Here is a 26,003-nt window from a genome sequence, read left to right on the forward strand (position 1 = left end):
CGGCTTTGAGCGCAGCCATCAGAGCTGGCCCAGCACCGGCGTGCTCACGCGCACATCGGCGTTCTGCCCACGGTGGCGCAGCAGGTGATCCATCAGCACGATGGCCATCATCGCTTCGGCGATCGGTGTCGCGCGGATGCCGACGCATGGGTCGTGACGACCCTTGGTGATCACATCGACCGGGTTGCCATTCACGTCGATCGAGCGGCCCGGGGTGGTGATGCTCGAGGTCGGTTTCAATGCCAGATGCGCAACGATTGGCTGGCCGGACGAGATGCCACCGAGGATGCCGCCGGCGTTGTTGCTGAGGAATCCTTCCGGCGTCAGTTCATCGCGATGCTCGGTGCCGCGCTGGGCGACACAGGCGAAACCGGCGCCGATCTCCACGCCTTTGACCGCGTTGATGCTCATCAGCGCGTGGGCCAGTTCGGCGTCGAGGCGATCGAAGATCGGCTCGCCAAGGCCCGGCATGACCCCTTCGGCGACCACGGTGATCTTCGCCCCGACCGAGTCCTGATCGCGGCGCAACTGATCCATGTAGGCTTCCAGCTCCGGCACCTTGTCCGGGTCAGGGCTGAAAAAGGCGTTTTCTTCGACCGAATCCCAGGTCTTGAACGGTATTTCGATCGGGCCGAGTTGGCTCATGTAACCGCGAATGACGATGCCCTGACTGGCCAGATACTTCTTGGCGATCGCACCGGCCGCCACGCGCATGGCGGTTTCCCGCGCCGAACTGCGGCCACCGCCGCGATAATCGCGCTCGCCGTATTTGTGGTGATAGGTGTAGTCGGCGTGGGCCGGGCGGAACAGGTCCTTGATCGCCGAGTAGTCCTTGGACTTCTGGTCGGTATTGCGAATCAGCAGGCCGATCGAGCAACCGGTGGTGCGGCCCTCGAACACGCCGGAAAGGATTTCGACTTCATCGGCTTCCTGGCGCTGGGTCGTGTGGCGGCTGGTGCCAGGCTTGCGGCGATCGAGGTCGCGCTGCAGATCTTCCAGGGAAATCTCCAGACCCGGCGGGCAGCCGTCGACAATGGCGACCAACGCCGGACCATGGCTTTCGCCAGCGGTGGTGACAGTGAACAACTTGCCGTAGGTATTGCCGGACATGCAGGACGCTCCGTGAAATCAAACCCGAATTCTTGATGCGCGCCAGTATACGCAGGCTAACCGAGTAGTTCATCCTCGAACCTTAGTGGTGCCGGCGAGTCCAACCGGCACCTTGACCAATGATGGCGTGATGATGCTGCGAGTTCTGATCTTGAGTCTTACCCTCTTTACCGGCTTTGCCCAAGCGACAGTCCTACAGCGCCCGGTCACTCTGGACACCGGCAGTGGCGAACTTTTCGGTTCGCTGTTGCTGCCCAAGTCCGACAGCCCGGTGCCGATTGTTCTGATGATTTCTGGCTCGGGTCCTACAGATCGCGACGGAAACAACCCCGACGGCGGGCGCAACGACAGTCTCAAGCGCTTGGCCTGGGTGCTGGCCAAACACAACATCGCCAGCGTGCGCTACGACAAGCGCGGTGTTGCGGCGAGCCTGGCGGCCGCTCCCGATGAACGTGAGCTGTCAGTCGAGGGCTATGCGGCGGATGCCGTGGCCTGGGGGCAGAAACTCAAGGCTGATCCGCGTTTCGGCAAACTGATTCTGCTCGGCCACAGCGAAGGCGCGCTGATTGCCAGCCTCGCTGCGCCGAAGCTGGACGCAGCGGCGGTGATCTCGCTGTCCGGCAGTGCGCGGCCGGTCGATGAAGTGATCCGCGAACAGTTGGCGCGCAGCCTGCCGCCGCCACTGATGCTGCGCAGCAACGAACTGCTCGACAGCCTCAAGGCCGGCCACACCGATGACAACGTGCCGCAACCGTTGCAGGTGATCTTTCGCCCGAGCGTGCAGCCGTACCTGATTTCGCTGTTCCGTCAGGACCCGGCGCAAGCCTTTGCCCAACTGAAAATGCCGGCACTGATTGTCCAGGGCAGCAACGACATTCAGGTCGGCACCGAGGACGCGAAGCTGCTCAAGGCGGCGAAACCGGACGCGCAACTGACGGTGATCGAAGGCATGAATCATGTGCTGCGCATCGTCCACAACGATATGAAGCGGCAATTGGCCTCCTACAAGGACCCGAATTTGCCCCTGGCCGCCGAACTGGGCGCCGCCGTCATCGAATTTATTGACGGAATTCGTGCAAGTTAACTGCGTTTTACCCTCCAGCCTCACAGAAAACGGCCGATAAGCCTTTGTCGCCAGCGCAACGTCTGGCGGCAAGCAGGGCTTGGACAGGATCTCGCCGTTATGACTGAAACCCAGACTTCACCCGACACCAGCGCTGAAAAAGACGCACCGCCAGCGGTCGAACTGCCGTGGGCGGATGTTCAGGCCGAGCACCACAAGATGCTTCGCCTGGCGCCGTTGCAGACCGACCGCAACACCGGCGGCCGGCCGTTGCGCTTTGTCGAATTCGGTTACGCCGAGCGCAACAGCAAAGAGCGCAGCCTGATGCGCATGGCGATCAAGCTGCCCAACCAGCGCGTGCGCAAAGAGCAGAATCATCTCGATGTGTGGGTCGACCACGCGAGCAAACGAGTGAGTTTCGGTCCCGACAGTGGCTTGCAGATCGAACCGCTGAATCGCGGTATCGGCCGCTTCATGGCTGCGCAAGGCATCAATTGGGCGAAAAAGCGCTGGCCCGGCTACACCGTCGAAGGCATGGACCTGAACAACAAGGATGCGCTCAACGAAGACACTCGCTTGCGCCGCGACCATTTCCTGCGCGTGCACGGTTTCGATGTGGCTTACGCCGACGCCCAGCATTTGAAAGGCAGCATCAAGGCTGTGCAGGTCGGTGACCTGCTGGGTGACTGGAACAGCGAAAAACTGCAGATCGTCGAGATTCTTGAAGCCGCGCAGATGCTGCAGCAGGCCGAACAGAATCTCGCCGAGCAGGAAGTGAAACTGAAGAAGCAGGAAGAGAAAGTCAGCAAGTTCAAGCGTGAAGACGCCGGGTTGCGCTTCACCATTACGTGTCTGGTGGCGTTTGCGGTGTTTCAGGCGGGGTTGTTGATCTGGATTGCTACGCACCGTTGATGGCTTGAGACCGCGTCGCGGCCATTCGCGAGCAGGCTCGCTCCCACAAGGGAATGCATTCCAATGTGGGAGCGAGCCTGCTCGCGAAGCTTTTAACCGGTCAGACGCGGGACGCGAAAAGGGCCTGATGCGCGCGGCACTGCTCGGCTGTCAGCATGAACACGCCATGCCCGCCGCGCTGGAACTCCAGCCAGGCGAAATCGACTTCCGGGTACAACGCCTCGACATGCACCTGGCTGTTGCCCACCTCGACAATCAACAAACCTTTCTCGGTCAGGTGATCCGCCGCTTCGGCGAGCATGCGCCGGACCAGATTCAGACCATCATCACCGCAGGCCAGGCCCAGTTCCGGCTCGTGCTGATATTCGTCCGGCATGTCGGCGAAATCTTCCGCGTCGACGTAGGGCGGGTTCGACACGATCAGGTCGAAACGCTGACCCGGCAAGCCATCGAAACCATCACCCTGCACGGTATAGACGCGCTCATCGACGCCATGGCGCTCGATGTTCTGGTTGGCTACTTCCAGCGCTTCGAACGACAGGTCCGCGAGCACCACTTCGGCGTTCTGGAATTCGTAAGCACAGGCAATACCGATGCAACCGGAACCCGTGCACAGGTCGAGAATTCGCGCCGGCTCGCTGCCGATCCACGGCGCAAAGCGGTTTTCGATCAGCTCACCGATCGGCGAACGCGGGATCAGCACGCGCTGGTCGACGATGAACGACATGCCGCAGAACCATGCTTCACCGAGCAGGTAGGCGGTGGGAACGCGATCTTCGATGCGGCGCTTGAGCAAGCGCTGCAGATTGACCAGTTCGTCATCTTCCAGCGCGCAATCAAGATAGCTGTCGGCAATTTCCCAAGGCAGGTGCAAAGCGCCCAGCACCAGCTGACGCGCCTCGTCCCAGGCGTTGTCGGTGCCATGACCGAAAAACAGATCCTCCCCATGGAAGCGGCTGACGGCCCAACGGATGTGGTCACGCAGGGTACGAAGTCGGGAAGTGATCACGGCGTAGAACTCCAGAAAAAACGACTGGCGATTCTATCAGCCAAAACGCGCGACGACGACGCAGGAAAAACCGTGCGGCAACGGTAGGAGTTTTCTTTTTTTTGCATCAGGCATTGAACGGAACGTGTAACTTGACAAGGCTGCAGGCCAAGAACGACGGCGCCTACGATGGTAGCGATTCACAGAACCGCTCAGCCAGAGGACAATGTCGCAAAAGCCCCACCCCGAGGAGCCCCAGAATGTCCGTTCCAAAAACGATGTTTCAACTCAGCGGTCGCGGTTACGCAGCGGCCACCCTGAGCCATGCCACCGTGGTCATCATCGATGCCCAGAAGGAATACCTCAGTGGCCCGCTGGCCCTGAGCGGCATGGACGCGGCCGTCGCGAACATCAAACAAGTGGTTGCCGCAGCCCGTGCCGCCGGTCGGCCGATCGTGCACGTGCGTCATCTCGGCACCGTTGGTGGCCTGTTCGACCCGCAGGGCGAACGTGGCGAATTCATCCCCGGTCTGGAACCGCAAGGCGATGAAACCATTATCGGCAAACTGCTGCCGAGCGCGTTCCATGGCACCGAACTGCTCGAGCGCCTGCAGAACCTCGGCTCTTTGGATCTGATCGTTTGCGGGTTCATGAGTCACTCCAGCGTCAGCACCACCGTACGCGCGGCGAAGAACCTCGGTTTCCGCTGCACCCTGGTCGAAGACGCCTGCGCGACCCGCGATCTGCCGTTCAAGGGCGGCGTGCTCAGCGCCGAACGCGTGCAGGAAGCGGAAATGGCGATCATGGCTGACAACTTCGCCACGCTGGCCAAGACTCAGGACCTGATCTGATCCTGCCCTTGTGAGCGGTGCACGGCGCCGCTCATCCGCTATATCCGCTGATTTGCCGTAAATGCCATAGCCTCAGGAACAACCCGGTCAACTCCCGGTCGAAGGGCCGATACCATTGAGGAAGGTCGGAATGAAGTTATCCGATGGATTTGACGCACGCCGTTTGCGGCCCAAAGGCCAAAGCAACTGGCGTTTTCGATTTGGCGCGGCGATCTCGGCCATTCTGGCGACGTTCGGCGTGCTGCTGGCGATGGCCGGCGCCGCCAGCCTGCTCGGCCGCCCGCCGGCGCTGGGTGACCTGAACGCGTCGCCGCTGGGTTCGGCAATCATGCTCGCCGTCGGCTTGCTGTTTCTGTATTTCGGCGTTGCCCTGTGGCGCCGCTGCCGCCGTCGCGCACGGCAATCGCGGGAACTGAACATGTCCCCGCATCTGATGAAAAAACACGACTGACCCAACGGCCTGGCTTTTTGCCGGGCCGTTTTCTGTCGACTTGGGTAAACTGGCCGCCCTTCGCGGAGGCTGACATGCAAGACGACGATTTTTCTCTGTTCAAAAGTGCGATCCAGGGCGTCAAGCCGATCAAGCACGACCGCGCCGACACCGGCAAACCCAAGGCTGACCGCGCGCAGATCGCCAAGCTGCGTCAGTCCGCCACCGTGCGCAGCGACACCACCATCATTGACGGCTTGTCCGACCAGTTCGTGATCGACGTCGGCCCGGAAGACGAGCTGATGTGGTCCCGCGATGGCGTGCAGGAAAGCCAGATGCGCAAGCTCAAGGTCGGGCAGATCCCGTTCGAAGGCAGTCTCGACCTGCACGGCATGAGCGTGGAAAAGGCCCGGGAGACGCTTTGGGCCTTTCTCGCCGAAGCAACCAAATTCGAAATCCGCTGCGTGCGCGTGACGCACGGCAAGGCTGTGCGCCTGGATGGCAAGCGGCCGATGATCAAAAGCCACGTCAACACCTGGCTGCGCCAGCATGCGCAAGTGCTCGGCTTCTGCTCCTGCCAGGCCCGTCACGGCGGTGCTGGCGCGGTTTATGTGATGCTGAAACGGACGATGATGGAAGGTCGCGACGAATAAAGCCGTCACACCGAACTTGCAGGGTTGTGTCCGCCACCGTACCCTTGCCCTTTGCGAAAATCCCCACAGGTAGTTTCATGTCCCTGGAACAGAATTACACCGCGATTCTCGGCCAATTGGGCGAGGACGTGTCCCGCGAGGGCCTGCTCGACACGCCAAAGCGTGCCGCCAAAGCCATGCAGTACCTCTGCCGCGGTTATGCACAGACGCTCGAAGAGGTCACCAACGGTGCCCTGTTCAGCTCCGACAACAGCGAAATGGTGCTGGTCAAGGACATCGAGCTGTATTCGTTGTGCGAACACCATCTGCTGCCGTTCATCGGCAAGGCGCATGTCGCCTATATCCCGAGCGGCAAAGTGCTGGGCCTGTCGAAGGTTGCGCGGATCGTCGATATGTACGCCCGCCGCCTGCAGATTCAGGAAAACCTCAGCCGCCAGATCGCCGATGCGGTGATGCAAGTCACCGGCGCGCTGGGCGTGGCCGTGGTGATCGAAGCCAAGCACATGTGCATGATGATGCGCGGCGTCGAAAAGCAGAATTCGTCGATGATCACTTCGGTGATGCTCGGCGAGTTCCGCGAAAACGCGGCAACCCGTAGCGAATTCCTCAGCCTCATCAAGTAATTCACTACAGAGAAGAGCCGGCGTTGATCGCCGGTTTTTTTTCGCCCGTGAAAAATCGGGTAAGCTGCGCGCCTTTCTTCATTTGCACCGTGAGGCTTTCAACGTGTTCGTCAAAGCGCTTCGTGTCGGCCTCGGCCAACTGGTTATCTTCATCGACTTCATTACCCGCCCGGGCAAGAAAAAGCGCCCCGCTGCTGCTCAGGCGCAAGTCGACGCTGCCGCGAAAGATCTGACGCTGTATCAGTTTCACGCCTGCCCGTTCTGCGTGAAAACCCGCCGCGCCCTGCATCGTCTGAATGTGCCGGTGGCGCTCAAAGACGCGAAGAACAACGAGCAGGATCGCCAGACCCTGCTGGAAGAGGGTGGCCGAATCAAAGTGCCTTGCCTGCGTATCGAAGAGAATGGGCAAACCACCTGGATGTATGAATCCAAGGTGATAATCGATTATCTGGATAAGCGGTTTGCGGCGGTCTGATTTTAATGGGTTGGAGCGCTAGCCGCCTTGGCGAGCAGGCTCGCTCCCACCCTTGAAACGCATCCCGCCCTGTGGGAGCGAGCCTGCTCGCGATGAGGCCCACACTGACAACGCCGGCCCTTTAGCCGGCGTTTTTGCTAGGCCGCCCTCTCCATCTGCGCCCGCCGCACCACCGCCGCCAACCGCTTCAACCCCTCATCCAGCCGCGCCGGATCAATGTGGCTGAAGTTCAAGCGCAAATGCCCATGATGCTTGTCCGGCTCGGGAAAGAACGGCTCACCGGGCATGAATGCCACATCATTGGCCAACGCCTCATTGAGCAATGACCGGGTGTCCAGCGGTTGCTTCAACGTCAGCCAGAAGAACAGCCCGCCCTGGGGCATGTTCCACTCAGCCAGATCGGCAAAATGCTCCTCCAGCGCCAACTGAAACGCATCGCGCCGCTGCCGATAGAAATCCCGCAGCTCGCTCAAATGCTGTTGATACTTCTGCGAGCCGATCCATTGCAGCGCCTGCCACTGGCCGATGCGATTGGTGTGCAGGTCCGCCGATTGCTTGAGTTTGAGCAGGTGCGGGAACAGATCCGCACTGGCGATCAAGTAGCCGACACGCAGACCCGGGAGCAAGGTTTTCGACACGGTCCCGGTGTAGATCCAGCTGGCTTTTTTCAGGCGCGCCGCAATCGGCTTGGCACTGCCACCATCGAAGGTCAGTTCGCGGTATGGCTCGTCTTCAATCAGCGTGACGCCAAATTCATCGAGCAATGCCGCGACTGCGGCGCGCTTGGCCTCGCTGTAGCGCACGGCGGAAGGATTCTGGAAAGTCGGGATCAGGTAGATAAACGCAGGACGATGCTGTTCTAAACGGTTACGCAATTGCGCGAGGTTGGGGCCGTCAGCTTCCTGCGCCACAGTCAGGCAATCGGCGCCGAACAGTTGAAAGATTTGCAGCGCAGCCAGATAAGTCGGCGCCTCCAGCAAAATTTCCGTGCCCTTGTCGATGTACAGCTTGGCCGCCAGATCCAGGGTTTGCTGCGAGCCGCTGACCACCAGCACTTGACTCGCCTCGCATTCAAGGCCCAGCGCCCTCGCCTCTGCCGCCAAAGCCTCGCGCAAGACCGGCTCGCCTTCGCTCATGCCGTACTGCCCCAGCGACAGCGGCATCTCGTCCCACTCCACCTTCGGCAACATCACCTCAGCGGGCAAACCGCCGGCAAACGACATCACCTCTGGACGCTGGGCCGCGGCGAGGATTTCTCGGATCAAAGAACTTTTCAGGCGCGAGACACGTTCGGAAAAAGCCATGGAGGTCACCGTAGCGAGGCAGGTAAAAAATGAGTCAAACTGGTTGACTGAAACTACGACAGCTTGCGCGAGTACGTCAACATGCTTGACCTTAAAAACCCCTCCAGTCAGCAGCAGGCCATGGAAGCGTTCTTCTTCGGCTATCAGGCGTTCACGGCCAAGGCAGATGAAATGCTCGAGCGCCGCGGACTCTCGCGGGTGCATCAGCGCATCGTGTTTTTCATCGCGCGCTATCCGAACCTGAGTGTGAAAGAGTTGCTGGCCCTGCTGGGCGTGAGCAAACAGGCGTTGAACATGCCCCTGCGCCAGTTGCAGGAGATGCATCTGGTCGACAGCGTCGCTTCACAGACGGACAAACGTAGGCGCCTGCTTGAGTTGACAGCGGAAGGTGCGAAGTTCGAGCAAGCGTTGCGCCGCGAGCAGGTGAAATTGCTTGAGCGGGTGTTTGCAGAAGCAGGAGAAGCGGCGGTGAATGGGTGGTTGGCGGTGAATCTGGCGCTTGGGGGCAGTCAGACGCCTCTCGATTGACAGGACCGCCCTCTTCGCGAGCAGGCTCGCTCCCAAAGGGGAACGCTTTACAAAGGTGGGAGCGAACCTGCTCGCGAAGCCATCCTGGATGGCCATATATCCCTATCAGCAAAAAAATCGGCGACAAAAACCAAAACAATATTTGCTTTATTTGTACACAAAAGCATAATCCACTGCGTGCGAGTTCCTGACTACACGGTCAACAAATTCGCGTATGCCTCAAAGGGCCGCTGCCACCCCTCATGGGTCCGGCCCTGGAAATAACAATAAAACTCTTGAGGAGTACTCGCTGTGGAAAGCCGCAAATCCGAAGCACCGCCGCTCGAGCTCACGCCGCCATTACGCAATGGCCTGCTGGAGCGTCTGTTCAAACTCAGCTTGCATGGCACCACGGTGAAGACCGAGCTGATTGCCGGTCTGACAACCTTCATCACCATGGCTTACATCATTTTCGTCAACCCGAACATCATGGCCGATGCCGGGATCGATCACGGTGCAGCCTTCGTCGCCACCTGCATCGCCGCCGCGCTCGGCTGCCTGTTGATGGGGCTCTACGCCAACTGGCCGGTCGGCCTGGCGCCGGGCATGGGCCTCAATGCTTTCTTCACCTACACCGTGGTCGGCACCATGGGCTACAACTGGGAAACCGCCCTCGGCGCGGTGTTCGTCTCGGGCGTGCTGTTCATGTTCCTGACCTTTTCGCGGATTCGCGAGTGGCTGCTCAACAGCATTCCGGTCAGCCTGCGGTTTGCCATGGGCGCCGGTGTCGGTCTGTTCCTGGGCCTGATCGGGCTGAAGACTGCCGGTATCGTCGTCGACAGCCCGGCCACCCTGATCAAACTTGGCTCGCTGCGCGAACCCGGCCCACTGCTCGCCGCGATCTGCTTCCTGATGATCGCGATCCTCAGTTACCACCGCGTGTTCGGTGCGATTCTGATCAGCATCATCACCGTCACCCTCGCCGGTTGGGGCCTGGGTCTGGTCCACTACGAGGGCATCATGTCCGCGCCGCCGAGCCTGGCGCCAACCTGGATGGCAATGAACGTCGCCGGCGTGTTCAACGTCAGCATGATCAGCGTAGTGCTGGCCTTCCTCTTCGTGCACATGTTCGACACCGCCGGCACCTTGATGGGCGTCGCCCAACGCGCCAACCTTGTCGCCGCTGACGGCCGCATCGAAAACCTCTCGCGGGCGATGAAGGCCGACAGCGCGTCCAGCGTATTCGGCGCCGTGGTTGGCGTGCCCCCGGTGACAAGTTACGTGGAAAGTGCCGCTGGCGTCGCCGCTGGTGGTCGGACTGGTCTTACCGCCGTCACCGTGGGTGTGCTATTTATAGCGGCCATGTTTTTCGCACCGCTGGCTGGCATGATTCCCGCTTATGCCACTGCGGGCGCCTTGATTTACGTGGCGATGCTGATGATGGGCGGCATGGCTCACATTGAATGGGACGAAGCGACTGACGCGATTCCGGCGATCGTCACAGCGATCATGATGCCGCTGACCTTCTCCGTCGCCGACGGCATCGCGCTGGGCTTCATCACTTACGTCGCGTTGAAGGCCGGCACCGGCAAGTACAAGGAAATTTCCGTGAGCCTGTGGGTGCTCTGCGCGATCTTCATCGCCAAGTTCATCTTCCTGTAAGCGCTGCGCGGTTCAGGCATCAAACCAGCCTCACCCTCACGGGTGGGGCTTTTGCACATCTCGATAACAACAAAGGAGCAAAACGATGAGTCTGGAAACCTGGCTGCTGTTCAGTGGCGCTGCACTGGTGGTGATCCTGATCCCGGGACCACTGTCATTGTTGATGATCAGCAACAGTCTGAATTACGGTTTGCGCCGGTCGTACCCCGCGTTCCTGGGTGGCGTGATCGCCTCGATCTGCCTGCTCAGTGCTTCGGCACTGGGGCTTGGCGCTCTGTTGCTGGCCTCGGAACAGTTGTTCAGCGCATTGAAAATCGTCGGCGCGCTGTACCTGTTCTACCTCGCCTGGCAGAGCTGGCAGCAATCGCGCCAGCCTTCAACCGGGGCCGAAGTACCTGAGGCTGCACCGGTGCCGCGCTTTCGCACGTTGTTCGGGCGCGCTTTTGTACTCGGCGCAAGCAATCCGAAGGACATCCTGTTTTTCGCCGCGTTTCTGCCGCAATTTCTTCGCGCAGAACAACCTTTTCTGCCGCAATTGCTGATCATGATTGCGACCTGGGTGGTGCTCGATCTGTGCTGCAAACTTGCCTACGGTCTGGGCGCCCACGGCGCCGCACGTTATCTGCGCAGCGGCAAAGGCCAGAGTTGGTTCAATCGGGTCAGTGCCGGACTGTTTGGTGGTGCTGGCGCTGCCTCGTTGCTTGGCAGCCACTGACTGAAAAGCGCCACTATTGATCATCCTGCCGGAACGGACTTCGCGCAGGATGATGTTGTTCTGTATCCACCCAAATCGAACAACACTCCATGTTTGATATGCAATAGATAGCAACAACCCACCGATATACAGCTCTTCAAAGGCCAACGTAGTATTCCCGGCCTAAACAACAATTGCCGGAACAAGGAAGTTCTAATGGCCACCCTGATACGCGAAGCAGCAGTACAAACCGACCCTGCAATACATGCGGACATACAACCTGTTTCCGATACGGTTGTAATCATGGATTTGGAATTCGAATCCAACGCATACAAGTCCTCAACCATCGTTCAACACCGAACCAATGACAAATCCAATCAATTGCAGATGGTCGACGAAGTATTCGGCCCCTTTGAAATTGGCGACATTTCGATCACCCGTACAGCGCTCGACGGACTAGGCGCGACCATTGACGGCCAACCGTTGAATGGCAAGAACAGCTTCTTTCGGCGACCCAAACGTTCTTTTATCAATGGCCTGCAGTTCGACGCCAATAAAGTTGAGCACTTTCTGAAAACTTCAACGGGCAGCGATAGCTACTTGTTGCCCACGCTCCTGTTTGAAATGGCCAGCCAGCGCCCACTCACCGCTCCCCGGCTATTGAGGGAGAATGCTACAGAGACTGTATCCGGCAATTACCGCGACAAACTTGTCAAACTTCTGAGTGCAGCACAGTCGCTTGATCTGCAACACGTGCACGTCCCCAAACATCATCCCCGCTGGGCCGCATTGACCAAAAGTTACGCGACGCTGGGCTCCAGCGTGGGCATTCAGGGCTTCGGCATCTTCATGGGGATTCGCGGCGTTGTCGATGCGATCAAAGCCGAAAACACTGCTGAAATAGCGATAAACAGCGCAGGCATTGTATCGGAGCTGGGTTCCATCGCGGCCGATGTCGCGGTGAGCAAAATAGCCACGCAGATGCTCGAAGCCGGGCAAAGCGCTTATCGGGACTTCGCCAGAACCCGCTTTGCACTCAGATTGGGTCGATCGGGAGGATTGGTCGGCGGCATGCTGACACTGCCCTTCGACATCTTTACCGCCGTAAGGTCGATGAACGCCGCTCAGAATGCCACCGGCAAAGAAGCGATGGATCATTACGTCAGCGCAGGCCTGAGCATTACCAGTGCAGCCATGACTGTCATTCTCGGCACTGCCGCGATGGCCGGTTTCTCGTTTGCCGGCCCCGTCGGGCTTGCAGCCGGCGCAATTCTCGCCATTGGCTCGCAGGTCTACGGTGCGGTTCGTATCGTTGACGATATAGATGACTACATTGAATTGACCGTCGATGAACGGTGGCGTAGCGGATGGTTTTCGTTCTGCATGATGGACGTCGATCAAAGCGTTCAAAATCGCTACATCAAAGCAAAGACGCTGTTGCAGCACTCCCTGCAACTAAAGAAGACCGCCAGATCGCTGCTTGATGGTCCATTGAAAGAGACCACTGAAGCCATCGTCAATGGCAAGTTCGATGTGCGGCTGAAACCAACGCGGGTCTGGAAACGCAACTGGTGGACCAAACAGGATGCGTGGGAATCGGTCAATGTTCCTGAAGTGATAGGCACCGATGACATCATTGATGCACGCGCGGGGGTTACAAAAGATACCCCTGGCGCGGAGTTGGGGGTTGCCGCCGAGGGCAAGAACGTTCTCTGGTTTATCAGCGAGGGCAACGACTCGATCAAAGGGGTCGAAAAAAAACCCAATACCTTCCATTACAAGTCAGGAAAAAAACAACTTTCGGGAGGCGAAGAAAATGACCAGTTCCTGTTCGAGAACGCAGCGGACTTCCTTGAAAGGGATAGCCATGTCGCAGATTATTCGACGCTGAGCGGCGGTGCAGGAAATGACACACTGGTACTCGGCGGCCATTACTCCTCTCGGAATACCAACAGAACTGGCTATGACGTAGATTTGCTGGCTGGAACATTGCAGATCATCACCACCGATGTCGATGCCGACAACAACAGGATATCTATCCTGCACAGTTTGCTGGACAGCATCGAAAACGTTGAGACAGTCCATCGCGCGGCAAGCGTGGTAACGGGCTCCGCGCAAAACAACATCATCAAATCCCGGGGCAGCGACGTCATTGAAGCTGGCGCCGGGGACGACCAGATATTTCTCTCCCACGAAAGAGCAAAAGCGTCGGGAGGCGCCGGCACCGATCAATATTACATCGCGCATGTGGCGGGGCGTTTTTCCATTGTCGATGATGGTGAACAGACCAGCTACATCGTCATGAACTGGCGCAAGGATCTGATTGAATCCTGGGATATCGAGGGTAACGACCTGGTCATCCGTTCGGGCTTCGAAATGTCTGACCACCTCAAAAACGTGTTGACGATTCATGACGTTTATACGAACACCGAACACACTAGAAAGCTGAGCAACAAAAACCTGGTTTTCGTAACCAGCGATGATTTCCATTTCAGACTTGATCTGCCAGACACCGTCCCGGACGGCCAAACCGTAGAAATAACCGAAATTTTCCTCAAACGTGGAAAACCGGTAAACCCGATCATTATTTATGCACCGGAATGCTGGATCCGCCACCGCAAACCCGCTGCCTATTACGTCCCAAGAACCGGTAATACAACCACTTTTTACGCAGTTTTACGTTCTGATGTCATTACCCGGATATATCTGGATTTCAGCAGCGATGAGCTGACAAAAGCGGAGGCGCATTTTTTCTCGGACAAACCCAAGTCATATCACCTGACTGTTGGTTGCCATCTCGTCTATCACTTCGGCGCGAAAAGCATCAAGCTCAATTATTACTCCGCTGCCCGTAACGAAGACGATCACGACAATATTACGAAGATCCTGCGCACCATGGCTGTTCGCCCCTTCAGCCGTTACGTATTTATCTTCAAGGATGGCGTTGTGGCGGATGCCGAGCTTACAGCGCAAACCGAAATCGCACCTGCCTTTACGGACTTCACGGTATCGCGCGATTGGGTAACCCAGATGGAAGTGCCGCTCAAGGTTCGCTCTCGGCGCTACATTCATAATCTCGCTGAAAAAGCAGCTGAGCCAATGGGCCGTACGAGGGTTTGCGCAACGCCAATTCGACTGGCCGTGCAAACCGACATGGACAACTACGAAGGAGAAGGTTCGAGTTATCTCATCCACGTACTTCCTGACATGACCATCAAACTCTCGACTCCCGGCGCACTTGCCGATGCCAAAGTTCGCCTGCCCTATTCATCCACTTGGGAACTTGATGCAACGCAACTCGGCAATGTCGAAATAAGACTGGAAGAAAACCGGCTCTCCATCGGCACGACCACTTTTTATCTGCCGGTCTATGGAAGCGAAGATCTGATAGATCAAATCCGCGTTATTACAACCGGTGGAGTTGTGCACACGGTCGATCTGGTCTTTGATCGTATTTATCTGGATGGGCTCGATGCACGTTTTTTCGAAGAGCCCGACGCTTCAAAAGCGCTCCCGCCACATCTTGCCGCATTGGCCAACGAGGAAGTCAAAGTCTGGAACGTTATCTGCGTCACTGACGAAACCGCGCGCGTGGGCTATAACCTGGCCGCCCATGGCTGGGTATTGCGTGCCGACAAATCCCGCATCGAAAAATCTGCTTTAAGAGTAGTGAATCGCTGCAGTCACCAGACCAACATTTTCCGCCCCGTTTCGCTGATGAAAGTGCCTCCCGCGTAATTCGCGTTAACCCGTCAACAAACACCCTTTTTTTATCAGCGTACTGTCTACGCGGCACCCGCACGCGTCTGCGCGCTCTTTTTCCGAGTATTTCCCATGGCCAAATCACCCAAAAAAATCCCGACCATTAAATCGCCCGATTCGCCCGATGCCACACATCCCGTATCACCGCCCCTCGTCAAAAATGTGGGCCTGGACATGCCTGACGCCCTGCTCCTGGGCATTGATTCGCCGGCGATCAGCCAAGCGGCAGGCACCTCTGCCGCAGCCAACGCAGTGCCCACGGTCAGCCTTCATGCGTTGCCAGATGCAGCGCATGATTTCAGCGCCACTCGCAACGCAATCGCCTGGCCGCAAGAGCGTTTTCACGAACTGGTACCTGTGGCGCAGGACGATGGCTTGTTCACTGGACCGGATCAGCGCACTTACGCTCAAATCGCCCATGAAGGCCAGTTTGTCGTCGAGCAGGACGGGCAAGGCAATTATCATCTGCCTTTGACCTTTGCGCCCGGCGTGCCCGGCCTGCCCCTGACGCGAACCGAGGGTCAGGCGATCTGGCAAATCCAGCGGCCCGAGAGGCCCTCCAACCGGCCTGCTTCCTCCACGCCACACCTGCCCTCATACATCTCGCCGGCCGACGCCATGACGTTGACCAAGCCGGAAATGGCGACAGAAGGCCTTCGTTACAACCGACTCAGGCAGACCTTCGTGACCACGGTCGACGGCACAGTCATGGTGCGCAAAAACAAGGACGGTGAATATCAACAAGCGTTTTCCTCAACGACCAATGCACCCGACGTTTTCTTTGAGCAAATCCCCGGCACCGTTTTCTGGCGACGAAAAACACTCGGGTCAAAGCCATCCGATACCAAGCCCGAAGCCAGCCAGTCCGACGAAGCAGTACCCGGCCCGAGCAAGCGTCCACGACTTGTCGAGGCCACAGAAACGCTAACCGCGTCGAAAGCCACGACTCCACCTGACGAGCTGACCCCGTATTTCTGGCTTCCCTGGGGGCACCTCAACAAACCTGCGCACATCGAATCGGTACAGCTTGGCTGGCTGCATTATCCAATTGTCCCTGTTGGTTCGAATCCGACACCCCGAGTGTATTTCGTATGTCATCCCGAGTTTGTCCCGACAGATTTCAATACTTTCGAAAGCATGCTGACAAACATGCCCGAGCGACAGCCAGTAGCGACTTTTCGCATCGGCAGTGATCCGGGTGAAGTCCATCCGGGCAAACGCTTTTTTGAAGAACCGATATCAACGTCCGTCGCTCGGGCGTTCCCCGATTTCTCTGAAGCAACAGCAAGGGCCGTCGCCCGCAGGTTGTTCGAACTCGCCGATCATTCCCCGACGATTACCGGCACCGGCCTGATCAACGTTCAGGCCGTCTTGCATCAATGGAAACAACTGCCGTTTTCCACAGCGCCTGATTTTGCCGACCCGCTGAATATGCTCGCCATCGCGCCGGACATCGACCTGGGAAGCAAACGGCTTATTCCGATGCCTTCCCAGACCGACAGCGAATTGCAACGCCTGAGCTTCGATCCGCAGCATTTCCCCTCTGCCTGGAATCATTACAAGACCTATCCGTCGGATCTGAATCTGCGGCGATTGCTCGGCGCGTTGCTGGTCGGCTGTGGTTACGAGCTGTTTCCACTGACTTATGAGCACAGAATGCCGACGCTGGTCTTCAAACGAGCCGGTCGCGATCAGATCTTCTTTTTGAAACTGGGAGCAATCAGTCAGGCCGGCCTGACTCATGTGCCTGGCAACGAACTGACGGAACCGGGCTTGCCCGCCAGAATCGGTGAGGACGCCTTCAAGGCACTGACCGATGCAGCGGCGCAGAACAAAGTGGTATGGCTGATCGGGGGTGTATTGAAGGTCGCGTCCACGCCAGATTCGGTATTCATTATCCGCGAGCGATGAGCCGCTACCCACCTGCACCGGCGGTTGAGCTGTAAACAGGCATAAAAAAAGCCCGCAGTGTGAGCGGGCGAAAGACCAAAGAAGCTATATGCGCAGTCGCTTCCCGGTGGGGGCAGCTGCTTGGGGGTCAGCTGCCCCGATACGTGGAATAGCTGTAAGGCGAAATCAGCAGGGGCACGTGATAGTGCTCCTGCTCGGCGGAAATGCCGAAACGCAGTACGACGACATCGAGAAACGCCGGCTCGGGCAGTTGTACGCCACGGGCGCGGTAGTAATCGCCGGCATGAAACTGCACCTGATAAACCCCGGTGCGATAATCGTCGCCTTGCAGCAACGGCGCATCGACCCGGCCATCGCTGTTGGTTGTCGCACTGGCGACCAATTCCAGGTGCGATCCTTCAACGCGGTACAGCTCGACCTTGATCGAGCTGCCCGGGCAACCGTGTGCAGCGTCCAAAACGTGTGTTGTCAAACGTCCCATTGATTCTGCGCGCCTGCCCGCAACAAACGGTCAGACTTCGCGCCTCCCGAAGTCAGTTGAAAAGGAGACCGCACCGTTTCAGAGCACGAAACGCTGCGGCGAGCGACTGATTAAGACACTTTTCAAAAAAATTGTACACAATAAAAACGACATTTTTCGCCTCACCCCCGCCACCCGGGCGTTTATCGCCAATCAACCAGCAAAGCGCCTGATCATTGAACCTTCTATTCATTAGCTGACTGGCCAGGCAGGTTTCTTGCAGGCTTGAACCATTAGCAGCAAAAGATGACGGCCGGTGAAAAATGCGAAAATTCAGGCTTACAAAATGTAAATAAAGTTGTATACAATCAGCCCATCGCTGTGACGCCAGCCTGCCAGGCCGCCACACCAATCTGTCAACGTACAAGAAGGAAGACTGCAGTGAGCGCTGACTACCCACGCGACCTGATCGGTTACGGCAGTAACCCTCCTCACCCACACTGGCCGGGCAATGCCCGGATCGCCCTGTCCTTCGTGCTCAATTACGAAGAAGGTGGCGAGCGCAACATTCTGCACGGCGACAAGGAATCCGAAGCCTTCCTCTCCGAAATGGTCGCCGCTCAGCCGCTGCAAGGCGCGCGCAACATGAGCATGGAATCGCTTTACGAGTATGGCAGCCGTGCCGGCGTCTGGCGGATTTTGAAGCTGTTCAAGGAATTCGACATTCCGCTGACCATCTTCGCCGTGGCCATGGCCGCCCAGCGTCACCCGGACGTGATCCGTGCGATGGTCGAGGCCGGCCACGAAATCTGCAGCCATGGCTACCGCTGGATCGACTATCAGTACATGGATGAAGCGCAGGAACGCGAGCACATGCTCGAAGCGATCCGCATCCTCACCGAACTGACCGGCGAACGTCCGCTGGGCTGGTACACCGGCCGCACCGGGCCGAACACCCGCCGGCTGGTGATGGAAGAAGGCGGTTTCCTCTACGACTGCGACACCTACGACGACGACCTGCCCTACTGGGAACCGAACAACCCCACCGGCAAACCGCATCTGGTGATCCCCTACACCCTCGACACCAACGACATGCGCTTCACGCAAGTGCAGGGTTTCAACAAGGGTGACGATTTCTTCGAATACCTCAAAGACGCGTTCGACGTGCTTTACGCCGAAGGTGCCGAGGCGCCGAAAATGCTTTCGATTGGTCTGCATTGCCGCCTGATCGGCCGCCCTGGTCGCCTCGCTTCGCTCAAGCGCTTTATCGAATACGCCAAAAGTCATGAACAGGTGTGGTTCAGCCGTCGCGTCGACATCGCGCGTCACTGGCAGCAAACCCACCCGTACCAAGGGACTGCAAAATGAGCCGCTTTCAAACCCTGCAACCGTCGACCCTGAGCCGCGACGCTTTCGTCAAAGCCTTCGCCGACATCTACGAACATTCGCCATGGGTGGCCGAAAAGGCCTACGACCTCGGTGCGGACGCTTCGATCGACGAGATCGAAACCCTGCACCAGCGCATGAGCGATATCCTGTTGAGCGCCGATCATGCCAGCCAGCTGGCCCTGATCAACGCTCACCCGGACCTGGCCGGCAAAGCCGCCGTCCAGGGCCAACTGACCGAAGCCAGCACCAATGAACAGGCTGGCGCCGGTATTCACCAATGCACGGCCGAAGAGTTCCAGCGCTTCACCGAGCTGAACGACGCCTACAAAGCCAAGTTCAAGTTTCCCTTCATCATGGCGGTAAAAGGCAGCAACCGGCATCAGATCCTCGCGGCGTTCGAAACGCGCATCAACAATTCGGTGGAAGCCGAGTTCAAATGCGCGTTGGCGGAGATCAACAAGATTGCCCTGTTCCGTTTACTGACTCTTTAGCAAGCCTGGCCCGAGCGTGAATGAACGCGCAAACGCCCAGGGCCCTGCGAGCATCCCCAGCCAACTTATCAAAGGCAGACAAGAAGAATGAAAGCTTACGCCGTACCTTTCGAAAAATACGTCAACCTGGCCGACGCCCGTCTGGGCACCAAGATCATTTCGGTCACCGATGACTGGTTCGCAGACGCCAATCGTCTGTTCCAACCGACCCCGGCCGTATGGAAGGAGGGCGTGTTCGATGACAACGGCAAGTGGATGGACGGCTGGGAGTCGCGCCGCAAGCGCTTCGAAGGTTACGACAGCGCGGTGATCCGTCTGGGCGTACCGGGCTCGATCAAAGGCGTGGACATCGACACTTCATTCTTCACCGGCAACTACCCGCCATCGGCCTCGCTGGAAGCGTGCTTCCTGGCCTCGGGCGAGCCCGATGAAAACACTCAGTGGACCGAAGTGCTGTCGGCCGTCGAGCTGCAGGGCAACAGCCACCACTACCATGAAATCAGCAACGACCAGGCGTTCAGTCACCTGCGTTTCAACATCTACCCGGATGGCGGTGTGGCCCGTCTGCGCGTGTACGGCATTCCGTTCCGCGACTGGTCCGCTGTGGGCGACAACGAGCAAGTGGACTTGGCCGCAGCCCTCAATGGTGGCCGCGCCCTCGCCTGCTCCGACGAACACTTCGGCCGCATGAGCAACATCCTCAACCCGGGCCGTGGCATCAACATGGGCGACGGCTGGGAAACCGCACGTCGTCGTACGCCGGGCAATGACTGGGTAATCGTCGCCCTGGGTCATCCGGGCGAGATCGAGAAGATCGTCGTCGATACCCTGCACTTCAAAGGCAACTACCCGGACACCTGCTCGATCCAGGGCGCGTTCGTCAAGGGCGGCACCGACAGCCAGATCGAAACCCAGTCGCTGTTCTGGCGCGAACTGCTGCCAAGCCAGAAGCTGGAAATGCACGCCGAACACACCTTCGTCGAGCAGATCAAGGCACTCGGCCTGATCACCCACATCCGCCTGAACGTGTTCCCGGATGGTGGCGTGAGTCGCCTGCGTGTATTGGGCAAGGTCGCTAAATAACACCGCAATGATCGTTCCCACGCTCTGCGTGGGAACGCATCACTGGACGCTCTGCGTCCGCTTTGGATGTGACGCGGAGCGTCACGGGCTGCACTCCCACGCAGAGCGTGGGAACGATCTCTCAACGAAAAGAAGAACAGCATGCGCACATTGACGATTGAACCGCTGACCAAAGAAGCCTTCGCCCCTTTCGGTGACGTGATCGAAACCGACGGCAGCGATCACTTCATGATCAACAACGGTTCGACCATGCGCTTCCACAAACTGGCGACGGTCGAAACCGCTACGCCTGAGGACAACGCAATCATCAGCATTTTCCGCGCCGACGCGCAGGACATGCCGCTGACCGTTTGCATGCTGGAACGCCATCCGCTGGGCAGCCAGGCTTTCATTCCGCTGCTCGGCAACCCCTTTCTGATCGTGGTCGCGCCAGTTGGCGATGAACCTGTATCAGGCTTGGTCCGCGCCTTCGTCACCAACGGCAGGCAGGGCATCAATTACCATCGCGGCGTCTGGCACCACCCGGTGCTGACGATCGAAAAGCGGGATGACTTCCTGGTGGTTGATCGCAGTGGCACAGGCAATAACTGCGATGAGCATTTTTTCAAAGAGGATGAGCGGTTGATCCTCGCCCCCCACCAATAAGAGAAGGTCTGATCACTCGACAACAAGAGTGACAGGCGAGAGGTAAAGACTGTGGAAGCACATCTGTTGGAATGGCTGAACCTGAGCGTGCGCTGGGTTCACATGATCACTGGCGTGGCCTGGATCGGCGCGTCGTTCTACTTCGTCTGGCTGGAGAACAACCTCAACCGCGTCAACCCGAAAACCGGTCTGGCCGGTGATCTGTGGGCAATCCACGGCGGCGGCATCTACCACCTGGAAAAATACAAACTGGCCCCACCGTCCATGCCGGACAACCTGCACTGGTTCAAGTGGGAAGCCTACTTCACCTGGATGTCGGGGATCGCGCTGCTGTGCGTGGTGTTCTACTCCAATCCGGTGCTCTACCTCGTCGCACCCGGCAGCGGCCTCAGCGGTCCTGAAGGCGTGGCCATCGGTATCGGCTCGCTGATCGTCGGCTGGTTCGTCTACGACTTCCTCTGCGATTCGGCCCTGGGCAAGAAACCCGCCCTGCTCGGCTTTATCCTGTTCGTCCTGATCATTGCCGCCGCCTATGGCTTCAGCAAAGTGTTCAGCGGTCGTGGTGCGTACCTGCACGTCGGCGCGATCATCGGCACCATCATGGTCGGCAACGTGTTCCGCATCATCATGCCGGCGCAACGGGCACTGGTCGCGGCGATCGCCGAGAACCGTACGCCTGATCCGGCCCTGCCGGCCAAGGGCCTGCTGCGTTCGCGTCACAACAACTACTTCACCCTGCCAGTGCTGTTCATCATGATCAGCAACCACTTCCCGAGCACTTACGGCAGCCAGTACAACTGGTTGATCCTCGCCGGGATCGCGGTGTTGGCGGTATTGGTGCGTCACTACTTCAACACTCGTCACGACAGCCACAAGTTTGCCTGGACCCTGCCGGTGGCAGCGGTGGGCATGATCTGCCTGGCCTACGTCACCGGCCCGACGCCGATGTCGACTGCACCTGAAGTGGCCAAGGCACCGGCGAAAATCGAGTACCAACCGCTGCCGGAAACGGCACTGGGCGGTGGCGCGAAACCGGCCGAAGCGGCGCAATCTGCGGCACCCGCAGCCCCTGCGGCGGCACCCGCGCAAGCCTCGAATGCCGGCCCCGGTTTCGACAAAGTGCACAACGTGATTCAGGAGCGTTGCACGGTGTGCCACTCGTCCAAGCCAACCAGCCCGTTGTTCAGCGCAGCCCCGGCCGGTGTGATGTTCGACACCCCCGAGCAGATTCGCCAGAACGCGGCGCGCATTCAGGCGCAAGCCATCACCACGCAGATCATGCCACTGGGCAACATCACCCAGATGACCCAGCAGGAACGTGACCTGATCGGTGCCTGGATTGCCCAGGGAGCGCAGACCAATTAATCGTTGAAAGCATCGCGAGCAGGCTCACGCCTACAGAGATCCTGTGGGAGCGAGCCTGCTCGCGAATGGCCGCCGCAACGCGGTCTCCCCTGATGCAAAGAAACAGCTGCAAGCAACCCGGCAGCTGTTAATCACAAGAATAAAAAAGATCCGAGGTGTTGCATGTCCGAGCTGTCCAAAGCGCGCATCCCCGACGCACCCGCCATTCAGCGTTTGCCCCTTTTGCAACTGATCCTGGTCGGTCTGCAACATGTTCTGCTGATGTACGGCGGTGCCATCGCGGTGCCGCTGATCATCGGACAGGCCGCTGGCCTGAGTCGTGAAGAAATCGCCTTCCTGATCAACGCCGACCTGCTCGTCGCCGGCATCGCCACTATCGTGCAGTCGCTCGGCATCGGCCCGATGGGCATTCGCATGCCGGTGATGATGGGTGCCAGTTTCGCTGCGGTCGGCAGCATGGTGGCCATGGCCGGCATGCCCGGCATCGGTCTGCAAGGCATCTTTGGTGCGACGATAGCTGCCGGTTTCTTCGGCATGCTGATCGCGCCGTTCATGTCCAAGGTCGTGCGTTTCTTCCCGCCGCTGGTGACCGGCACGGTCATCACCTCGATCGGTTTATCGTTGTTCCCCGTGGCCGTGAACTGGGCCGGAGGCGGTGTCGAAGCCGCGCAATTCGGTTCGCCGATTTACCTGGCCATCGCCGCGCTGGTGTTGGCCACCATCCTGTTGGTTCACCGCTTCATGCGCGGATTCTGGGTCAACATTTCGGTGCTGATCGGCATGTGCCTGGGCTATGTATTGTGCGGCGTGATCGGCATGGTCGACCTCAGCGGCATGGCCAGCGCACCGTGGATTCAGTTCGTCACCCCGTTGCATTTCGGCATGCCGAAATTCGAGCTGGCGCCGATTCTGTCGATGTGTCTGGTGGTGGTGATCATCTTCGTCGAGTCCACCGGGATGTTCCTCGCGCTGGGCAAGATCACCGGCCAGGAAGTCTGCCCGCGCATGCTCCGTCGTGGCTTGTTGTGCGACGCCGGCGCCTCGTTCTTCGCCGGTTTCTTCAACACCTTCACCCACTCCTCGTTCGCGCAGAACATCGGCCTGGTGCAGATGACCGGTGTGCGCTGCCGTTCGGTGACCATCGTTGCCGGCGGTCTACTGATCGTCCTCAGCCTGTTGCCGAAAGCGGCGTTTCTGGTGGCATCGATTCCACCGGCGGTGCTGGGCGGCGCGGCGATTGCGATGTTCGGCATGGTCGCCGCGACTGGCATCAAGATCCTCCAGGAGGCGGACATCGGTGACCGCCGCAATCAGCTGCTGGTCGCGGTGAGCATCGGTATGGGCCTGATCCCGGTGGTACGTCCGGAATTCTTCGCCCACCTGCCGCTGTGGATGAGCCCGATCACCCACAGCGGCATCGCCATGGCCACCCTTAGCGCGCTGACGCTGAACCTGCTGTTCAACATCCTCGGCGGCAAGGAGCGTGCGGCGATCAATGATTGCCATGCGCACTGATTGAAACCACCACACCACCTGTGGGAGCGAGCCTGCTCGCGAAAGCGCTGTGTCATTCAACATTGATGGCGACTGACACAACCGCTTCGCGAGCAGGCTCGCTCCCACAGGGACTACGCAACTGCTTGTGCCTCAAACAATAAAAACAACAGGGAGCAACAGATGATCCGCACGCAAAGCAACGTTCTGTTGAGTGGCGGCCTGCTGGCCGCGAGTCAGGCCATGGCCGGCGATCTGCTGCTGTGGCAGAGCAACAGCCTCAGCTATCTGTACGGCAAGAACTTCGCGATCAACCCGTCGTATCAGCAGACGGTCACCTTCGAGTACGCCGACAAGTGGAAGTACGGCGACAACTTTCTGTTCGTCGACAAGATCTTCTACAACGGCAAGGAGGACCCGAACAAAGGTCCGCACACCTTCTACGGCGAGTTCACCCCGCGCCTGTCGTTCGGCAAGATCCTTGATCGCAAGATCGAGTTCGGCCCGATCAAGGATGTGCTGCTGGCAATGACCTACGAGTACGGCGAAGGCGAAAGCGAGGCCTACCTGATCGGTCCCGGCTTCGACCTCAAAGTGCCCGGCTTCAACTACGTCACCCTGAACATTTTCCGCCGCCAGACCGAAGGCCCGCGGCCCGGCGACGGTGTCTGGCAGATCACCCCCGCATGGTCCTACAGTTTCCCGCTGGGCAATTCCGATGTGCTGATCGACGGCTACCTCGACTGGGTCGTCGACAACGACGAAAACTCACGCGGCACCTACCACGCTAACCTGCACATCAATCCGCAGATCAAATACGACCTCGGCAAAGCCCTGGGCTGGAGTCAGAAGCAAGTGTACGTCGGCACTGAGTACAGCTTCTGGAAGAACAAATACGGCATTGAAAACAGCCACTCGTTCGATACCAACCAGAACACTGCCAGCCTGCTGCTGAAGGTGCACTTCTGAAATGGCCCGCAACCGTGCGCCATGCCTGTCGTCGGTGCTCTGTTGCGGGGCACTTGAGCCTTGGCCGAGGAGTCAGTATTCTCCGCGGCCTTCCGAATTCGCTCTAAAAAAAAGCCCGAATTCAATTTCTGACCGAAAAGCCAACTTATCCCGGCTGCGGTCAGTCCTGAGGCATCCCGAAAACACGCTCGTCGACTGTTTTTCAGCAGCCGAACGGGCGTTTTTTGGTTTTTCGAAAGCCTTGGCGCAGCTTTTGCTACCAGCATTCAAAGCTGACCGATCGGATGAAATTTGCGGTACGAAAAAAGGCGCCACATCAGAGCGCCGAACTTAAAAAAATAACGTGGAACACCTACTTTGGGAGCAACCGAATGAAACGTATGTGCACCAGCCTGATGCTGGCCGGATCGATGTTCGCCGGCGGCCAGGCGATGGCCGAAGGCCTGCTGCAGTGGCAGAACAACAGCCTGACCTACCTGTATGGCAAGGACTTCCAGGTCAACCCGCGCATTCAGCAGACCGTGACCTTCGAGCACGCCGATGCCTGGAAGTATGGGGACAACTTCCTGTTCATCGACAAGATCTTCTACAACGGCAAGGATGATGGCGGCGTCGGCTCCAACACCTACTACGGCGAGCTCAGCCCGCGCCTGTCGTTCGGCAAGATCTTCGATCAGAAACTGGCCTTCGGCCCGGTGACTGACGTGTTGCTGGCCATGACCTACGAGTTCGGTGAAGGCGATACCGAGTCGTACCTGATCGGTCCGGGCTTCGACCTGGCGATTCCAGGCTTCGACTACTTCCAGCTGAACTTCTACCAGCGTCACACCCAGGGCGCACGCGCCGGTGACAATGTCTGGCAGATCACCCCGGTCTGGTCCTACACCATCCCGGTGGGCAAATCGAACATCCTCATCGACGGCTTCATGGACTGGGTGGTCGACAACGACTCCAATTCCAAGGGCGACTACCACGCCAACCTGCACTTCAACCCGCAGGTCAAATACGACCTGGGCAAGGCGCTGAATTTCGGCGAGAAGCAGTTGTATGTCGGTGTGGAGTACGACTACTGGTCGGACAAGTACGGGATCAAGGACAGCCGGTACTTCAAGACCGATCAGAGCACCACAAGCTTCCTGGTGAAGTTCCACTTCTGACCCTG

At 58.6% G+C, this 26,003-nt stretch carries 24 protein-coding genes; 20 read left to right on the top strand and 4 right to left on the bottom strand.

The window, feature by feature from the left end:
• Positions 1-18: 18 nt before the first annotated feature.
• On the bottom strand, positions 19-1,110 hold the full coding sequence (gene aroC / locus KVG85_RS11645; RefSeq protein WP_024012223.1) for a chorismate synthase: 1,092 nt from the start codon (positions 1,108-1,110) through the stop codon (positions 19-21).
• A 130-nt stretch (positions 1,111-1,240) separates the two neighbouring features.
• Here aroC and KVG85_RS11650 point away from each other — a divergent pair, with 130 nt between their 5' ends.
• Together KVG85_RS11650 and KVG85_RS11655 are read left to right on the top strand one after the other, a co-directional pair.
• Positions 1,241-2,194: an alpha/beta hydrolase gene (locus tag KVG85_RS11650; protein WP_122602888.1), complete on the top strand. Its 954-nt coding sequence runs from the start codon at positions 1,241-1,243 to the stop codon at positions 2,192-2,194.
• Between the two features lie 99 nt (positions 2,195-2,293).
• Entirely contained in the window at positions 2,294-3,085 is a 792-nt protein-coding gene (locus KVG85_RS11655; protein ID WP_110601262.1) for a hypothetical protein, read from the top strand.
• A 100-nt stretch (positions 3,086-3,185) separates the two neighbouring features.
• Here the strand turns inward: KVG85_RS11655 and prmB are convergent, their stop codons facing one another.
• Positions 3,186-4,094, bottom strand: a complete 909-nt coding sequence (prmB, locus tag KVG85_RS11660; protein ID WP_217863930.1) for a 50S ribosomal protein L3 N(5)-glutamine methyltransferase — start codon at positions 4,092-4,094, stop codon at positions 3,186-3,188.
• 239 nt (positions 4,095-4,333) lie between these two features.
• Between prmB and KVG85_RS11665 the strand changes: the two genes are divergently transcribed.
• From KVG85_RS11665 to KVG85_RS11685, 5 genes are all read left to right on the top strand, one after another.
• A complete protein-coding gene (locus tag KVG85_RS11665) occupies positions 4,334-4,924 on the top strand; it encodes a cysteine hydrolase family protein (protein WP_016773772.1) in 591 nt (196 codons plus the stop codon).
• 130 nt (positions 4,925-5,054) lie between these two features.
• A complete protein-coding gene (locus KVG85_RS11670) occupies positions 5,055-5,375 on the top strand; it encodes a hypothetical protein (RefSeq protein ID WP_016773771.1) in 321 nt (106 codons plus the stop codon).
• A 74-nt stretch (positions 5,376-5,449) separates the two neighbouring features.
• On the top strand, positions 5,450-6,007 hold the full coding sequence (locus tag KVG85_RS11675) for a Smr/MutS family protein (RefSeq protein ID WP_016773770.1): 558 nt from the start codon (positions 5,450-5,452) through the stop codon (positions 6,005-6,007).
• Between the two features lie 77 nt (positions 6,008-6,084).
• Positions 6,085-6,630 carry a GTP cyclohydrolase I FolE gene (gene folE / locus KVG85_RS11680; protein ID WP_016773769.1) on the top strand — a complete coding sequence of 182 codons (546 nt, stop codon included), beginning with the start codon at positions 6,085-6,087 and terminating at the stop codon, positions 6,628-6,630.
• Positions 6,631-6,733: 103 nt separating this feature from the next.
• Complete coding sequence (locus KVG85_RS11685; RefSeq protein ID WP_217863931.1) at positions 6,734-7,105, top strand: glutathione S-transferase N-terminal domain-containing protein; 372 nt, start codon at positions 6,734-6,736, stop codon at positions 7,103-7,105.
• A 137-nt stretch (positions 7,106-7,242) separates the two neighbouring features.
• Here the strand turns inward: KVG85_RS11685 and KVG85_RS11690 are convergent, their stop codons facing one another.
• The gene (locus tag KVG85_RS11690; RefSeq protein ID WP_217863932.1) at positions 7,243-8,409 is read right to left on the bottom strand and encodes an aminotransferase-like domain-containing protein; all 1,167 of its coding nucleotides are present in this window, start codon (positions 8,407-8,409) and stop codon (positions 7,243-7,245) included.
• 81 nt (positions 8,410-8,490) lie between these two features.
• Here KVG85_RS11690 and KVG85_RS11695 point away from each other — a divergent pair, with 81 nt between their 5' ends.
• The 5 genes from KVG85_RS11695 (at position 8,491) to KVG85_RS11715 (ending at position 16,945) form a co-directional block, all read left to right on the top strand.
• Positions 8,491-8,937 carry a MarR family winged helix-turn-helix transcriptional regulator gene (locus KVG85_RS11695; protein ID WP_217863933.1) on the top strand — a complete coding sequence of 149 codons (447 nt, stop codon included), beginning with the start codon at positions 8,491-8,493 and terminating at the stop codon, positions 8,935-8,937.
• Positions 8,938-9,228: 291 nt separating this feature from the next.
• Complete coding sequence (locus KVG85_RS11700) at positions 9,229-10,578, top strand: NCS2 family permease (protein WP_024012217.1); 1,350 nt, start codon at positions 9,229-9,231, stop codon at positions 10,576-10,578.
• Positions 10,579-10,663: 85 nt separating this feature from the next.
• Positions 10,664-11,293: a LysE family translocator gene (locus KVG85_RS11705; protein WP_217863934.1), complete on the top strand. Its 630-nt coding sequence runs from the start codon at positions 10,664-10,666 to the stop codon at positions 11,291-11,293.
• Positions 11,294-11,488: 195 nt separating this feature from the next.
• Complete coding sequence (locus KVG85_RS11710; protein WP_217863935.1) at positions 11,489-15,010, top strand: calcium-binding protein; 3,522 nt, start codon at positions 11,489-11,491, stop codon at positions 15,008-15,010.
• 96 nt (positions 15,011-15,106) lie between these two features.
• On the top strand, positions 15,107-16,945 hold the full coding sequence (locus KVG85_RS11715) for a hypothetical protein (protein ID WP_217863936.1): 1,839 nt from the start codon (positions 15,107-15,109) through the stop codon (positions 16,943-16,945).
• A gap of 127 nt (positions 16,946-17,072) precedes the next feature.
• Here the strand turns inward: KVG85_RS11715 and uraH are convergent, their stop codons facing one another.
• A complete protein-coding gene (gene uraH, locus KVG85_RS11720; protein ID WP_041479332.1) occupies positions 17,073-17,426 on the bottom strand; it encodes a hydroxyisourate hydrolase in 354 nt (117 codons plus the stop codon).
• 420 nt (positions 17,427-17,846) lie between these two features.
• Between uraH and puuE the strand changes: the two genes are divergently transcribed.
• From puuE to KVG85_RS11760, 8 genes are all read left to right on the top strand, one after another.
• Positions 17,847-18,773 (top strand): allantoinase PuuE, encoded by a 927-nt coding sequence (gene puuE, locus KVG85_RS11725; protein WP_042608504.1) that lies wholly within the window; start codon positions 17,847-17,849, stop codon positions 18,771-18,773.
• On the top strand, positions 18,770-19,285 hold the full coding sequence (gene uraD, locus KVG85_RS11730; RefSeq protein WP_016773760.1) for a 2-oxo-4-hydroxy-4-carboxy-5-ureidoimidazoline decarboxylase: 516 nt from the start codon (positions 18,770-18,772) through the stop codon (positions 19,283-19,285). The genes puuE and uraD overlap by 4 nt, the downstream gene beginning before the upstream one ends.
• Positions 19,286-19,372: 87 nt before the next feature.
• Positions 19,373-20,368 (top strand): allantoicase, encoded by a 996-nt coding sequence (gene alc, locus KVG85_RS11735; protein WP_217863937.1) that lies wholly within the window; start codon positions 19,373-19,375, stop codon positions 20,366-20,368.
• A gap of 141 nt (positions 20,369-20,509) precedes the next feature.
• Entirely contained in the window at positions 20,510-21,013 is a 504-nt protein-coding gene (locus KVG85_RS11740) for an ureidoglycolate lyase (RefSeq protein WP_016773758.1), read from the top strand.
• A 51-nt stretch (positions 21,014-21,064) separates the two neighbouring features.
• Entirely contained in the window at positions 21,065-22,378 is a 1,314-nt protein-coding gene (locus KVG85_RS11745; RefSeq protein ID WP_217863938.1) for a urate hydroxylase PuuD, read from the top strand.
• Between the two features lie 162 nt (positions 22,379-22,540).
• A complete protein-coding gene (locus KVG85_RS11750; protein ID WP_130929264.1) occupies positions 22,541-23,893 on the top strand; it encodes a nucleobase:cation symporter-2 family protein in 1,353 nt (450 codons plus the stop codon).
• A gap of 162 nt (positions 23,894-24,055) precedes the next feature.
• A complete protein-coding gene (locus tag KVG85_RS11755; protein ID WP_217863939.1) occupies positions 24,056-24,841 on the top strand; it encodes an outer membrane protein OmpK in 786 nt (261 codons plus the stop codon).
• Positions 24,842-25,212: 371 nt separating this feature from the next.
• Positions 25,213-25,998 (top strand): outer membrane protein OmpK, encoded by a 786-nt coding sequence (locus KVG85_RS11760; protein ID WP_217863940.1) that lies wholly within the window; start codon positions 25,213-25,215, stop codon positions 25,996-25,998.
• Positions 25,999-26,003 lie beyond the last annotated feature (5 nt).

The sequence above is a fragment of the Pseudomonas triticicola genome, assembly GCF_019145375.1.
Taxonomy (GTDB): Bacteria; Pseudomonadota; Gammaproteobacteria; order Pseudomonadales; family Pseudomonadaceae; genus Aquipseudomonas; species Aquipseudomonas triticicola.